This is a genomic window from Paraburkholderia sediminicola (assembly GCF_046027355.1).
Lineage (GTDB): Bacteria > Pseudomonadota > Gammaproteobacteria > Burkholderiales > Burkholderiaceae > Paraburkholderia > Paraburkholderia sediminicola_B.
Genome location: NZ_JAQQEK010000019.1, coordinates 62,948 through 77,651 on the forward strand (window position 1 = coordinate 62,948; position 14,704 = coordinate 77,651).

Annotated in this window: 11 protein-coding genes and 3 pseudogenes; 7 read left to right on the forward strand and 7 right to left on the reverse strand. The window is 58.7% G+C overall.

Annotation, left to right across the window (positions count from 1 at the left end):
* Positions 1-50: 50 nt before the first annotated feature.
* The 3 genes from PQR42_RS28280 to mdlC are packed head-to-tail and all read right to left on the reverse strand — an operon-like array spanning position 51 to position 4,138.
* Positions 51-974, reverse strand: a complete 924-nt coding sequence (locus PQR42_RS28280; RefSeq protein WP_408494136.1) for a ketopantoate reductase family protein — start codon at positions 972-974, stop codon at positions 51-53.
* Positions 975-999: 25 nt separating this feature from the next.
* Positions 1,000-2,451, reverse strand: a complete 1,452-nt coding sequence (locus PQR42_RS28285; protein WP_408494300.1) for an aldehyde dehydrogenase — start codon at positions 2,449-2,451, stop codon at positions 1,000-1,002.
* Positions 2,452-2,482: 31 nt separating this feature from the next.
* On the reverse strand, positions 2,483-4,138 hold the full coding sequence (gene mdlC, locus PQR42_RS28290) for a benzoylformate decarboxylase (protein ID WP_408494138.1): 1,656 nt from the start codon (positions 4,136-4,138) through the stop codon (positions 2,483-2,485).
* A 102-nt stretch (positions 4,139-4,240) separates the two neighbouring features.
* Here mdlC and PQR42_RS28295 point away from each other — a divergent pair, with 102 nt between their 5' ends.
* The 3 genes and pseudogenes from PQR42_RS28295 to PQR42_RS28305 all read left to right on the forward strand — a co-directional run.
* Positions 4,241-5,149 carry a LysR family transcriptional regulator gene (locus PQR42_RS28295; protein ID WP_408494140.1) on the forward strand — a complete coding sequence of 303 codons (909 nt, stop codon included), beginning with the start codon at positions 4,241-4,243 and terminating at the stop codon, positions 5,147-5,149.
* A gap of 245 nt (positions 5,150-5,394) precedes the next feature.
* Entirely contained in the window at positions 5,395-6,555 is a 1,161-nt protein-coding gene (locus PQR42_RS28300) for an alpha/beta fold hydrolase (protein ID WP_408494142.1), read from the forward strand.
* A 701-nt stretch (positions 6,556-7,256) separates the two neighbouring features.
* Positions 7,257-7,388, forward strand: a pseudogene (locus PQR42_RS28305) (IS6 family transposase); the annotation flags it as partial.
* A gap of 54 nt (positions 7,389-7,442) precedes the next feature.
* On the opposite strand, the gene PQR42_RS28310 reads toward PQR42_RS28305, so the two are convergent.
* From PQR42_RS28310 to PQR42_RS28325, 4 genes and pseudogenes are all read right to left on the reverse strand, one after another.
* Entirely contained in the window at positions 7,443-8,009 is a 567-nt protein-coding gene (locus tag PQR42_RS28310; RefSeq protein WP_408494144.1) for a hypothetical protein, read from the reverse strand.
* A gap of 193 nt (positions 8,010-8,202) precedes the next feature.
* Positions 8,203-8,460: pseudogene (locus tag PQR42_RS28315) on the reverse strand (AMP-binding enzyme); the annotation flags it as partial.
* 320 nt (positions 8,461-8,780) lie between these two features.
* Entirely contained in the window at positions 8,781-9,689 is a 909-nt protein-coding gene (locus tag PQR42_RS28320) for a LysR family transcriptional regulator (protein ID WP_408494148.1), read from the reverse strand.
* A gap of 1 nt (position 9,690) precedes the next feature.
* Positions 9,691-10,656 (reverse strand): AraC-like ligand-binding domain-containing protein, encoded by a 966-nt coding sequence (locus PQR42_RS28325; protein ID WP_408494150.1) that lies wholly within the window; start codon positions 10,654-10,656, stop codon positions 9,691-9,693.
* A 436-nt stretch (positions 10,657-11,092) separates the two neighbouring features.
* Here PQR42_RS28325 and tnpA point away from each other — a divergent pair, with 436 nt between their 5' ends.
* The 4 genes and pseudogenes from tnpA to PQR42_RS28345 all read left to right on the forward strand — a co-directional run bounded on the left by tnpA (position 11,093) and on the right by PQR42_RS28345 (position 14,692).
* Positions 11,093-11,491: an IS66-like element accessory protein TnpA gene (gene tnpA, locus PQR42_RS28330; protein WP_408494152.1), complete on the forward strand. Its 399-nt coding sequence runs from the start codon at positions 11,093-11,095 to the stop codon at positions 11,489-11,491.
* Positions 11,488-11,835, forward strand: a complete 348-nt coding sequence (tnpB, locus tag PQR42_RS28335) for an IS66 family insertion sequence element accessory protein TnpB (RefSeq protein WP_106314939.1) — start codon at positions 11,488-11,490, stop codon at positions 11,833-11,835. The genes tnpA and tnpB overlap by 4 nt, the downstream gene beginning before the upstream one ends.
* 52 nt (positions 11,836-11,887) lie before the next feature.
* A pseudogene (gene tnpC, locus PQR42_RS28340) lies at positions 11,888-13,476 on the forward strand (IS66 family transposase).
* A gap of 202 nt (positions 13,477-13,678) precedes the next feature.
* Positions 13,679-14,692, forward strand: coding sequence for a carbon-nitrogen hydrolase family protein (locus tag PQR42_RS28345; RefSeq protein WP_408494154.1), 1,014 nt, complete (start codon positions 13,679-13,681; stop codon positions 14,690-14,692).
* Positions 14,693-14,704: the final 12 nt, after the last annotated feature.

A 14,704-nucleotide genomic window follows, 5' to 3' on the forward strand; every position in this document is an offset into this window, starting at 1 on the left:
GCCGCCAAAGTGTACGGCGTTACCGTATGACATGCTTACCGTCCGATTCGTCATGCAACGACGCTGCGATTCTCGACGAGCCGAACAAGATGCAACACTGCCTGCGTACACGGTACGTCGATGCCCAGTTCTCGCGCCCTAACGACCACCTCGCCGTTGATAGCCTCGATCTCGGTTTTGCGCCCGGCCAGCACATCCTGCAACATCGACGGCCGGTGTTCGCGATGATGCGCGAGCGCATGCTCGACAGTCTCGATAATATGTCCCGGATCGACCGCCACACCGCTCGCCTGAGCCACACCCGCGACTTCTTCAACAATTCGGACCGCGAGAGCCTGACCATCGACATTTGCAAGCTCGCCAACCGTGCATTTCGTGATGGCACATAGCCCGTTGAGTGCAGCATTGAACGCTACCTTTTCCCAGATGGCGGACCATATGTTTGGATCTGCCGTGCAATTCAAATCCGCTGAATTCAGCGCCTCCACCGTACGTGCGACAACGTCTTGAGCCCCACCGTCGGCGCTCATGAGGCGAATCGCGCCAGTGCCGTGGGATGCCACCTGTCCGGGAACCGACTTGTCTGCAGGCCAAGTGGTCATGCCCACCATGACGCACTCGCGTGGGACATATTGCGCGATGCGTTCGACGTTGCCGAGTCCGTTTTGCAGCGACAACACGAACGTGTTCCTGCCGATCAGCATGGGCGCAGCGGCTAGCGCCTTCTGTGTATGGAAGGTTTTCGTGAACACAATCAGCAACTCGGGAGCTTCAACCATGTCCTCTGTACGGGTCACGCTGAGGTTCGTGACGGCACGCGCGCCGGCATCCGTCGTCACTTGAAGTCCCTCCCGGCGGATCGAATCGAGATGTGCCTGGTCGACATCGACGAGGGTAACGCGATGGTCCGCTTCCGCCAGCAGACCGCCGAACAGAGACCCCATTGCACCCGCGCCCAGAATCGCGATGTCCATATTCCGAGTCATTTCGCCTTCCTCTTCAGAACGGGTAATGGCGGGGCGTGGTCTGCAGCGTTATCCAGCGCAAGTCAGTGAACTCCGCGATGCCAGCCTTGCCACCAAAGCGGCCGAAGCCGCTTGCCTTAATGCCGCCAAACGGCATTTGTGCTTCGTCGTGCACGGTCGAGCCATTGATATGACAGATCCCGGACTCGATTCGCTTCGCAAAATTGATAGCGCGCGCTACGTCGCGACTGAACACTGCTGACGAGAGGCCGTACTCGTTGTCGTTCGCACAGACCAGTGCAGCCTCCTCGCCGCGTACGCGCACGATGGCCTTAACCGGCCCAAATGACTCGTCGTGGTAGATGCGCATAGCCGGTGTCACGTGATCGAGTAGCGTGGCCGGCATGAGTGTGCTGGTTGCCTTCCCGCCGCACACGAGCTTCGCCCCCTTGGCCAACGCGTCGTCTATTAGCGCATTACAGCGCTCCACCGTGCTCATGTCGACAACCGAGCCCAGTACGACGGGCCCATGACGCGGGTCTCCAAGCGGCAACGAAAGCGCGCGCGTGACCAGCTTGTCGACGAACGCGTCTGCGATGAGCTCGTCGACGACGATGCGCTCAGTCGACATGCAGATTTGGCCGGAGTTGGCGAACGCCCCGAATACAGCCGCGTTCACGGCGGCTTCGAGGTCCGCATCTTCGAGTACAACGAACGGAGCCTTGCCGCCGAGTTCGAGGACTGAAGGCTTCAGATGGCGAGCGCAGGACTCAGCGATGAGGCGCCCTACGCGCGTTGAACCCGTGAAGTTCACACGCCGCACACGCGGATGCACAATCATGGCTTCGACCACCGATGCCGCGTCTTCCGGAGCATTCGTCACAAAATTGACTGTACCAGGCGGCAGGCCTGCGTCCTGCAGTGCCTCGATGATGAGGCCATGGGTGGCCGGGCAGACCTCTGCCCCTTTGAGTACCACGGTGTTACCGCATGCGAGCGGCAACGCGATCGCACGTACTGCGAGAATTACGGGCGCATTCCACGGCGCAATGCCGAGCACGACGCCGGCGGGCTGGCGCACAGCCATTGCCATGCTACCCGGCACATCGGAAGGGATAAGCTCACCCTCAATTTGCGTCGTCAGTGCAGCTGCTTCAATCAAACCTGCCGCCGCAAGATGCAAGTTAAAGCCGGCCCACAGCGCGGACGCACCCGTTTCGGCGGCCATCGCGGCGGCGAACGCATCGGTGCGGGCCTCGAGTGCCTGTGCGGCTTTCATGAGCAAGGCGCGGCGCTCGGAGGGACCAAGCGCTGACCAGACGAAAAAAGCTTCAGCCGCGGCATCAACAGCGGCAAGGGCATCTTCAACTGTTGCTGCCGGCGCGCGCGACGCCACCTCACCGTCCAGCGGATTGCGCCGCTCGAATGTTGCTCCGTTGCGCGCCTGCAGTTGCTTGCCGCCGATCAGCATCGATACAGTTTTCATGGCATGTCTCCTCTGTGGTAGTAAAGGGGCGTTACGCAACGATGACTTCAACCAGTGCGGGCCCATCCGCCGCCAACGCATGACGCAGTGCGCCGGCCAGCTGCGTGGCTTCGCTTACACGGACGCCGGAACAGCACATACCAGTAGCTAGGGCCACGAAATCGAGACCAGGTAGTTCGGTTCCCTGGACCGGCTCATCCGGGGCAAATCCAAACACGGGCGCAAAGTCCTGCAGCGCGGCATAGCGCGTGTTATTCAAGATGACAAATGTCACCGGCAACTTCAGCTGCACAGCGCTCCAGATCGCCTGAATCGAATACATGCTGGAGCCATCGCCGATGAGTGCAATCACGCGCTCGCCGGGTCGCGCCAACGCCATGCCTACGGCCGCGGGCATGCCGTAACCCAGACCGCCGCTATCCATGGTGAGAAACGTGCCTGCATGAGTAATGGGCAGATACTTCTGCATGACTGGGCGCGCGCCTGGTGCCTCCTCCACTACCAGGCTTGCGGGGTCGCGCACGTCGGAGAGCGTTTGCAACGCGAATGCCGCCGACATACGTTCGCCGACACCTGCTGGCGGCAATGCGCGTGGTGCCTGCTCGCGCGGCGCAGGAAGACTACGCTCACACGGCGCAGGCCGTTCGAGCAAATCCAGGATTCCCAACTTGACGTTACCAACGGCCGCCAGCCCCACTGGTGTCCATGCGGCCACGCCAGGATCATCGATCAACTGGCAAAGCTGCGCGCCCAACGGCACATGCGGTCCTTGCCCTTCGACGTGATACGTGAATGCTGGTGCACCAATCACGAAAATCGCATCGTGACCGCTGAGCAATTGGACAATGCTCTCCCGCATAGCCGGCAAAAATCCCGCGAAGAGCGGGTGGTCTTCCGGAAAGCTGCACCGCCCCGTCATGGGCGCGACGTAGGCACGAGCACGATGACGCTCGGCGAGCCGCACAACGTCCTGTACCGCGTTAGCGCGGTCCACCGCACCACCGACTACGAACGCCGGTCGCTCGCACGCGTCGAGCATCTCGCCAATACGTTCAAGCATCGTCGGCTCGGGGCGCGTCCTTTGAGCCACACTTCGAGCCGGTACTGGATCACCTGGCTGATCCCAGTCATCGACTGGGATCGAGACAAACACCGGACCGCGAGGCTCCTGCATCGCTAGGTAGTAAGCGCGTGCGATGGCGAGCGGCACATCCTGTGCTCTGGCGGGCTCAATACTCCACTTGACATACGGCTTCGGCAATTCGGTGGCTTGAGTTGCCGCCAGAAACGGATCGAACGGCAGAATAGAACGCGCCTGTTGGCCCGCTGTTATGACAAGCGGCGTACGATTGCGGAACGCTGTGAAAATGTTGCCCATAGCGTTACCGACGCCAGCCGCAGAGTGAAGATTCACGAGCGCCGCGTTGCCTGTGGCCTGCGCATAGCCGTCGGCCATGCCGACTACCACTGCCTCCTGCAAGCCAAGCACATAGCGGAAGTCGGCCGGGAAATCGCGGAACATCGGCAACTCGGTCGAACCTGGGTTCGCAAAAATCGACGTCATGCCGACGCGACGCGCGAAGTCGATAACGGATTCGCGCACAGTCCATTTCCGGTCTCCGCCGGAACGGACAGAAAGCCCTAAGACATTATTTCCTTGATTCTGTTGCGGCGCGCTGCCTGCCATGCGAAACCTCCTCTGAAATGAGCGCGTGACACTCAAATCATTATCGAACCAACCTCGGTAACTGCAAATTGCCTAAATCAGTCAAAGGCATTACCTTTCGGTATGACCTACAACCTCCAACTGCTTCACGCTTTCGCGACCATCGTCTCGTGTGGCAGCCTCGGGCGCGCGGCAGAAGCCTTGCACGTCACCCAGCCCGCGCTGAGCCGGACAATTCAGAGGCTCGAGAAACAGGTGGGCGCCCCGCTCTTCGAACGGCATTCGCGCGGCATGCAGTTGACTGCCATCGGAGAGGCCCTGCTCCCGCATGCCAATCTGCTGCAAAGGGAAGCCGAACAGGCACGCGAGGAAATCGATGCCATGCGCGGACTCGCTCGCGGCACCATTCGCGTGGGCGCTGTGGGCAGCATCGCGTGTCTGGTTTTGCCGCTGGCCGTCAGTAGGGTGCTTGAAACGTGGCCCAATCTGCGTGTGCAGATCCTTGAGGGCGTCTGGGACAAACTAGCCGATGCCTTAGTCAAACGTGAGATCGACCTTGCACTCAGCATGACCGTGCCCGACACCGATGAGATAGTCGCCATTACGGATTGCAGGTGGGAAGATTCGAGCTTCGTGGTCGCGTCGCTCGACCATCGCCTGCGCGATAAGCCGGACCTCACGCTTGCCGACACGCTCACCGAGCGATGGGCAATACCGCCACGCGACACCGGACCGTTCGAACACATGCGCCAAGTCTTTGCCGCGCATGGGCTTCGCATGCCGCATATCGCCGTCGAAACCCGTTCGATTACCGCGCTCAAAAGCCTGGTGGCGCATTCGGGGTTTCTGAGCTGGATGGCTTCGACAATGTACGTGACAGAAAGCAAGGCGGGGGTGTTCGATACGCTTGACTTGCCCGGCGTAGTGGGTCGACGCGCGCTAACGGCATTCCGGCGGCACCAAGGCATCTTGCCAAGTCCGGCGACGAAGCTGTTGGATGAACTGCGACGGATGGCTGAGGCAGGCCTATAGCGCCAACGCCAATCCATCGCTAGTTGCATGGTGATTTCAAGCATCGGGCAGCGAAACCTATACCCAACCGACTTGCTTCGTATTGTTGCAAGTGCCAGCTTCGCAAAACCAGGAATCAGCAATTCGATCATTTTTCTATCAACTGCTACACCCCACAAGTGGTTCTTCCGTGATGTTTCGGCACATATCATTTCTTCGTCGCGTCAGGGATTTGACGCAACTCCGATACCTTTGGGAGAATTATTGTGTTTGTAGTTACGAATGGCATTCGACTCCATGTTGAGGAACAGGGCAACGGTTCGCCCACCCTCGTATTTCTGCATTATTGGGGCGGCTCGTCGCGCACCTGGAATGACGTCATCGCTGCGCTTCCCGCTTCTTACCACGCCATCGCACCGGATCAGCGTGGCTGGGGTGATTCGGAAGCTCCAGCGAACGGGTACAACCTGAAAGATTTCGCCGACGACCTCGCGGGCCTCATCGCTGCACTAGACCTTCAAAGCTATGTGCTGATTGGTCATTCGATGGGCGGCAAGATTGCACAACTGTTTGCGTCGCGCCGGCCCCGTGGTCTCGCAGGCCTCGTCCTCGTCGCCCCGGCACCGCCCGTTCCCTTGCACCTGCCCGACGAGGCGTTTGCGGCGATGCGCGGCGCCTATCTCTCGCGCGAATCGGTCGAAATGTCGATTGACCTGATGCTCAGCTCGAAGCCACTGAGCGCGGCGCACCGGGAGCAGATCATTGCCGATAGCCTGCGCGGCGCGCCCCAAGCGCGCGACGCATGGCCCGAGTACACCAGCCGCGAGGACATCACGAAGGAAGTGGCGAGAATCACCGTGCCCACCATCGTCATCGCTGGGGAGCTGGATCGCGTCGATAGCCTCGATGTGCACCAGACCGAATTGCTCCCGCGTATTCCACACGCGAAGCTTCACGTGCTACCTAGCACGGGTCACTTGTCACCGCTTGAGTCACCGCAAGAGGTCGCAAAGACGATTCACGAGTTCGTGTCGGAACTCGATACCAACCCGAATCAGCCGAAGGCACTGGAGCAGTTTCCCGTCGCATTCGACACGGCGTTCAACGCAGGCGACATTGACGGCGTTCTCGAATGCCTCACGCCGAACGCGACGATGCGAATGACCGATGGCTCGGAGATTACCGGCCGCGAGAACATGCGCGAGCATTTCAAGGAACTGCTCAACGGTGCGCTTCAACTTCGTAACGAAGTCCGACGCGTGCTCCAGAGCGGTGATATCGCACTTCTGCTGCTCGACTGGACGCTCAACATAACACTCCCCAACGGGGACAAGAACGTTGAGCAGGGAACGGCGACGCAAGTCATGCAGCGCGGTACTGATGGCGTCTGGCGTCTGCGTGTGTCGAACCCGCTCGGCCTCAACTAGTCGCGACCGACAGCAATCGTGCGTACCCACTCAGGTCGACGCTCTGTCGGCATGGGTGGGCGCGCTGTTCACCCTCGGCAACATCTTGACGATCATGTCGTCTTCCTTGCAGGTCCTGCTACCCTCGATGGCAATCGCTGGCTTGGGTGCTGACATCTTCTCGCCGCTTGCGTCTTGCACCGCGGCCAATATGGTCAACGCCTCTCAAAAGGGTCGAGTGCTGTCCACCGTGTTGGGCGGACTGGGATCGGGGGCCACTTCGGCGTTCCCGTAGGTCTCGCGATCGAGAGGTGGTTCGGATGGCGATGGACGATCGGTCTGCTCATTCTCCTCGGCTTGATTGCCGCTGTGGGCGTGGCACTCTATAAGGCAGAACTCCCGAAGGTGCGACTGTCGACTGGAAAGCGCGCCTGTCCGCACTCAAAGCGCCATTCACTCTGGCGACGTTGTCCGTTACGTTCTTCACGTCATTTTCAGTGCTAGGTCTCTATACTCATATCGCAGACGTCACGACGTCCAGTGGCATGACCGATCGTGTCGGCATGTTGATCTGATTGTGAGGTGTCGGTGGGATGATCGGCTCGCTGGGCATTGGCAAGGTGATCGACTATCACCTGCCACCTCCCGTGTCACGCCCATACTACTTTGCACGATCGTCATAAGTTATCTGCTTGTGGTCCCTCGACTGTCCAGTAGATCGCAGCCTTCATAAAACTGAAGAGTTGCAGCACGAAAGCGGACTGTTCGTCGGCTATGAAACCGTCCGGCGGTGGTGCGACAAGTTCGGCGCGGGCTTCGCGCATCGAGTTAAGGCTGCGCGTTGCAAGTCGGGTTAGACCTGGCACCTCACCGAAATGTTCGTGACGCTACGCGGCTCGAGGCCGTCCTTATTTGCGTACCAACGGAATCTGCAGATTCGTAGGCCGGTTCTCTTCGCTATCGAAACCCCGCCCACCCACATTGCGCGCGCCCCAAAACAGCATGTTATCGGCAAGGTAGATCAAATCGTATTCCTTGAAGTTTTTACCCTCGGCCAGGCCGAAGGGTGCAAAAGCCTTGCCAAACACGCTCTGCGTCTTGCCCACTTCCCAGGTGGCATAACCGTCTGATGCTACTTTGTTCAGTATGTCCGCAAAGCCCTGCACGAGCGGAGTCACTTCATAGGCTTCGTCGGCCACAAAGTCTACTTTCTGCGCGCCAGGGGCAATCGGATGTTCGCCAGGCCATTGCATATGGCCTTTGATCAAGATGCGCGTGAGCGGCACCTTGCCGTAGTGATCGGCGAAGTTCACGATAGTGAGTACGAAGCCGTCTCCCGCCACGTAACTAAAGTCACGCTGCAAGTAGAAGGCCTTGAGGGTGCCGTCCGGGTTTTTTAATGCACTGGGCCTGATTTCGGGCGCAATGCTGACCCATTCGCCGACGAGTGCCTGCTTGATCTGTTCTACGTTCATTGGGATGTTCCTTCATTTGAGTTGCTGGTAAGTGAATACAACCTTTCGAAGGTATCAACAAATTGGATCGAGAGGTCTAGTACGATGTTGACACCCTACTACGTGAAGCCCTCAAAATTGCGACCAACACAAACGGCACGCCAAGTTGGCGAAAAAACGCAGCATCCGCCAGTGAATCAGGACCTGTCGGACGTTAGCGCAACGCTCTTCTCAATACCTTCCCCACCGCAGACTTGGGTAACGTTTCCCGGAACTCGAATTGGCGCGGTACCTTGTAGGCTGTCAGGCGTTCGCGACAATACGCCTGAAGCACGTCAGCGCTTAAGCGGGCATCCCTGGCAACCACAAAGACCCTCACCGCTTCGCCCGTTCTGGAATCTTGCACGCCAATACAAGCGCACTCACAAACATCGGGATGCCCAGCGACCACCCGCTCAATCTCGTTCGGATATCCGCCAGAAAGCGCGCATCCAGTCAATTCACGCCAGCGCATGGCAACGTTGGGCTGCACAGCCGCGCCCGCGCCACACGTGTAGACCAGATCGCCGAAATCAAGCTCGCGAAATCGCTCGTAGTCCAGCAACGTGTTGAACAGGGTATTGACGCCGACAAAGAACGAAAAATGATGTTTCCGTCACTGCTCGACGAGGGTTGGAATATCTCGAGGATTCGGAACGAGAGCGTTCTTCCATGCGCTGGCGCACTATTCCAAGCACGTACCACCCAAGACTTTCGCACCGAAAGAAACTCGCATGTCTTTTTTCAACTCCTCTATGCCTTCAGCCACGGTGATTCCAAAAATCTCTCTTTTAGATGGTTGACGAACCCTTTGACGAGCTGAAATTCGCGAGCAGCTTTCGCATATGAGGCATAAATCCTTACCACGGGACGACGTTCAGCACATAGGAGGGGAACAAGCCGACCGCGCGCGATGTCACGCCCGAACAAATATAGCGGCCCGCACGCGACTCCCGCCCCGGCAAGGGCAGCCGCCAGCAGCATCTGCTCGTTGTTCGTCGTCATCCGAAACCCCGGCGTTTCGTTCCACTGGCTTTCCCATTCGGCCTCTGCCAGCGGAATTCGGCCAATTGTTCTCAATTGCTTGACCCGCACCCTCGGCATACGAGAAATTTCGATGAGAGACTTGGGCGTTCCATAACGACGCAACAGAGCGGATGAAGCGCAAAAGATAACTTCGTTCGCTGCTATAACTTCGCGTACGTGTTCGTGCGATGCCGCTTCGCCGAGCTGGACCGCGACGTCTGCGTGGCGCACGCCTGCCTGATCAACTTCCTCGCCGAGAACAAGGTCAATCGACACCCTTGGCTGTGCTGCCAGATAGGTTGAGACGACTTCTCCCATGTACATCGCGCCGAACGTTAACGGCGCAGAAACTTGCAGCCTGCCGACGGCAGATGCTGCTGCCTCAGACGCCTCACGGTTTGCGTCATCGATACTTGCCAAGATGGCCTTGCATCGCTCGAAATAGATTCGACCAGCGTCCGTCAACTCAAGGCGCCTTGTAGTCCTTTTGAGCAGCTCAACTCCAAGTTCGCCCTCGAGCGCCTTAACGTGCTTGCCCGCCATTGAAGGGGACAAGCCCAAGCGTCGCCCGGCTGCGACGAGACTCCCTTCTGCAACAGCAGCAACAAACAACTCCATGCCGGAGAATTGCTTCATATCACGTGTTGCCGCTCGCGCTCACCCTCATCCCACGTGGACTCACGCCAAACCTGGTTCGGAATACGCGGCTGAAATGGGTATAGTCCGAAAAACCCCAATTTCCGGCAATCTCCTTGATACTTCGATTGCCGGAAGCTTGGTCTAACAAAGCCTTTCGCGCACCATCCAATCGCATATCCCATATCATCTGGGTCAGCGTGCGTGGCTCAGATTCGAATGCCCGCGTTAATGAACTGATCGACATCTCAAGCGCGGAAGCGATGGTTGACAAATTCAGATCGTCCGTCGACAGGTTCTGTAAGACATAGGCTTTTATCCGGTCTCGGTGATACCGCCTAAGATTACTCAGCTTGTGCTCTGACTGTACGTTCAGACCTTCCAAATTAGCCGTAACCAAATCGATCACCGAGCTGGCTAAAGCCTCGATGACCGCGGGTCGACTAGTGTCGAGAACTTCGGGCAGTGCCTCCAGCATTCCGCGAAGCATTTGGCCTACCGGTCTGTAGCCATCGATAGCGACGGCTGTCGTTGATTCAGCCGCTGGGAACCGAAGACGAAGTGCGTCCCGAGGGATGTTGACGATGACCTGCCTAAACTCGCCCTCGAACTCGAGTGCATACGGCCGGGTTGTATCGTAGTGCACAAAATCGCCGGGCCTAAGAAACGCCGTACGGTTATCCTGACGCACCAGTCCGGACCCATCGATCTGCATCGCGAACAAGAATAGCTCAGGTTCACTGTCACAACGCCGAGCCCGTCTTTCCACCACCTGTCGGTTTGACTTGACGATATTCAGGTCTAGCGCCGCGAAGCGTCTGTGCTCGATGGATCCTTGAAGGCAGCTATCGTGCTTCTCTCCTGTAGAAACATATTCAAGCTTCACGAACGCCTTCTGGACCACGTCGATCCATTCGTCAATTCGCTCCCGTGCGGGCGTCGAGTCGTGTGTCCTGTACAGGTCCATGATGTCGCTGCAAATCGGCTACGCGCGCTCCGCGTTTAGAAGAGAGTAGATGTCGGTCCAGCGCTGTACACAGGCGTCGGTTAATGCATCGTCGGCGTTATGGGAAACCGCCGGAATACTTGCGACGGACTGTAGGGAGGCGCGTCCAGAGTGTATAACAATGCCACGAGAGCGTACCTCTGCCGCCCCGCTAGTGAAGTTTTTGTTCCTCGTGCGAACAGTTTGTTCTGAACACACCTGAGAGGTCCACTCACACAATCTTGCAAGGCTTGTTTGCAACACTTGCTGACTCTCCCGAAAGGATGATTCACGGGATGACGGACTTTGGTAAGCATCTGATTTGTACCGTTCCCCGCCTTGCGTAGAAAATGCAATCATCGGCTGCGACGGACACGAGTGACCGACTCTGTCCACAAACAGCGCGAGAATGGACACAGTGCCTCAGACAGTCGAGTTACCTGCCAAACGCCAGAACCGACGGCATCCATTGGAATGGAAGCGATCGGTCGTCGAGCAGACCTTTGAACCCGGCGCGTCGGTCGCCAGGGTCGCTCGCGACAACAACATCAACGCCAATCAGGTGTGGGCCTGGCGCAAACTGTACGCCCAGGGTCTGCTGGTCGAAGATGCGCAGGCGGAGATCATGTTGCCCGTCGTTGTCGATGGACGGTCCGATCGTCCGGCCACCCATGTGCCGGAGGTGATGAACGCGCCGGCACCTCCGCAGGCTGCAAACGGCAGCATTCAGCTTCAGCATGGCAATACCTCGGTCCGGATAGAAGGCGTGCCCGACGCGACGATATTGCGCCTGGTCCTCGAGCGGATTCTGCGATGATCGGGCCGCCTGCAAACACACGGATCTGGATCGCTGCCGGCGTCACTGACATGCGCTCCGGCTTCAATTCGCTTGCGGCGAAGGTACAGATGGTGCTTGAGAAGGATCCTTATGGCGGCCATGTTTTTATCTTCAGGGGGCGTCGCGGTGATCTGCTGAAGGCGTTGTACTGGAGCGATGGTGGCCTATGTTTATTTGCGAAGCGTCTTGAGAAAGGGCGTTTTGCATGGCCCCGCGCCGACACGGGCGTCGTGGCGCTGACCACCGCTCAGCTCTCGCTTCTGCTCGAAGGGTTTGACTGGCGACAACCAGTCGAAGCGGCACGCCCGCGCAGTGCTTTGTAAACGTCTGTTACCGCGTGCTTTTGCATGCGGCAGATAGTCGTAAACTGTCACGATGGATCTGACCGATTCTGACCTGCCCGACGACATTGATGCGCTCAAGGCGCTGGTACGCGCGCATGCGGCGTCAGCTCATGCAAACGCGCAGCGGGTCGTCGAGTTGGAGGACCAACTCAGCTCCCGCGTAAGCGAGATTGAACATCTGAAGCTGACGATTGCGAAGCTGCGCCGCATGCAGTTCGGTCGCAAGTCTGAGAAGGTGGAGCGTCAGATCGAGCAGCTCGAACTGCGACTTGAGGACCTGCAGACCGATGAAGGTGCGGCCACCCAGGCCGATTCGAAGAAGGCGCAACAACGCCGCGAAAGCGTCTGTCGCAAACCGCTGCCGGATCACCTCGAACGCGAAGAGCGTGTGCATCGACCCATCGAGGAAGACTGCCCGGAATGCGGTGGCACACTCAAACCGCTGGGCGAAGACGTATCCGAGCAGCTTGAATACGTGCGCGCGCACTTCCGCGTCATCCGTCATCGCCGTCCCAAATTCGCCTGTTCGTGCTGCGACTGTATCGTGCAAGCCGCTGCGCCGAGCCGGCCAATCGATCGCGGGCTGCCCGGTCCAGCGTTGCTCGCCCACATCACGACATCGAAGTTCGCGTACCACATCCCGTTCTATCGCCAGTCCGTCATCTATGCGCGCGACGGCGTCGAGATCGAACCGGGTACCATGGGCCACTGGCTGGGTAGCCTCGCATGGCTACTCAACCCGCTGGTCGACGCGGTGCGCCGCCATGCGCTTGGCGGCACGAAGGTTCACGCCGATGACACGCCGCTGCCGGTGCTTGCGCCGGGCAATGGCAGGACGAAGACCGGCCGGCTCTGGGTGTATGTGCGCGATGACCGGCCCTGCGGTTCGGACGAAGCGCCGGCGGTCTGGTTTGCCTATACACCGGATCGTCGCGGCGAACATCCACAACGTCACCTTGCCAACTTCACCGGCGTACTGCAGGCAGATGCGTTCGCCGGTTATGCAGATCTGTACATCGGCGGTCAGATTCACGAAGCAGCGTGCATGGCGCATGCACGTCGAAAGCTACATGATCTGCACGCTGTTCGGGCATCACCGATCACCAGCGAAGCACTCGAGCGCATCGGCGCACTCTATCGCATCGAAGAGCACATTCGTGGCAAGCCGCCTGAAGAACGTCGGCGCGTTCGCCAGGAGAAGGCTGTGCCACTGCTTGATGATATGAAGCGGTGGTTCGAGGCGACGCTCCTCACACTCTCCGCGAAGTCGGACACCACCAAAGCGATCCAGTATTCCTTGAATCGCTGGCCTGCGCTGGTCTATTACTGCAGCGATGGTCAGGCCGAGATCGACAATCTGATTGCCGAGCGCGCATTGCGCGGTGTAGCAATCGGAAGGCGGAATTTTTTTTTGCCGGCGCGGACTCAGGCGGCGAACGTGAAGCTGCAATGTACAGCCTGATCGGTTCTGCCCGCCTGAACGGCATTGATCCAGAAGCCTACCTGCACTACGTCATCGAGCGCATCGCCGATCACCCGGCGAACCGGATCGACGAACTGTTACCCTGGAACGTAGCTCCTCTGCTGCCCGTCGCCTCACACATCGATCCCCTTCGCTAGCAGCCGATCCTCTCGCGCGTCAACGTAATCCGCGACGGTGCAGATCGAATGCTTACGGACTTTGACACGTACAGCAAAGAGTAACGAGCAGCTCAGCAAATCCCACTATTTTGGTCATCGTTAATATTTCCGCAGTCCAGCCGCTTTGCGTCCTGGTCAAGGAACACTTTTCAAACTAGTGGTTCGTCAAAGGAGACAATTCATGGGTATCAACCATCCAAAGTTCAAGGCTGCGGTCGTTCAGGCAGCTCCAGCCTTTCTCGATCTTGATGCATCTGTCGAGCGGACCGTTTCCCTTATCGCCGAGGCGAGTGCCGAAGGCGCGCAACTGATCGCTTTCCCTGAGACGTGGATTCCCGGCTACCCGTGGCATATCTGGCTTGATAGCCCGGCATGGGTAATGGCCAAGGGTTTCGTGCAGCGCTACTTTGACAACGCGCTGCAATATGGGACACCCGAAGCCGACCGCATTGCCGCAGCGGCAGCCAAGCATAGGATTACAGTATCCCTTGGGTTCTCGGAACGCGACGGCGGAAGCCTTTACATTTCGCAGTGGCTCATCGGCCCCGATGGCCAGACGATTTCCCGACGTCGGAAATTGAAGCCAACTCACGTCGAACGCACGGTTTTTGGCGAAGGCGACGGGAGCGACCTTTCGGTGCATGACACGGCACTCGGGCGCATCGGCTCGCTGTGCTGCTGGGAGCACCTGCAACCTCTGTCGAAGTACGCAATGTACTCACAAAATGAGCAAATTCACATTGGCGCGTGGCCTAGTTTCTCGCTGTACCAGCCGTTCGCGCATGCCCTTGGCTCCGAGGTCAATGTCGCAGTAAGCCGCGTATATGCAGTGGAAGGACAATGTTTCTTCCTCGCACCGTGCGCGACTGTCTCTGAGGCAATGATCGAAGAGCTGTGCGATACCCCCGAGAAGCGCAATCTCATTCGCGCAGGTGGCGGCCAAGCAGCAATCTACGGTCCGGATGGCACCTTGCTGACGCCGACGATGCCCGACACTTACGACGGCCTGCTGTATGCCGAACTCGATCTTGGCGTTATTTCGATAGCCAAGAGCGCGGCCGACCCTGCCGGACATTATTCCCGGCCCGACGTCACACGTTTGCTGCTGAACCGGACGCCCGCCAAACGCGTTCAGGATATGGCTTCGCCGTTGGACCCGGTGGCTGAGCCAGAGGACACCGCTCAAGCCCAGTAACCTGATCTCCCG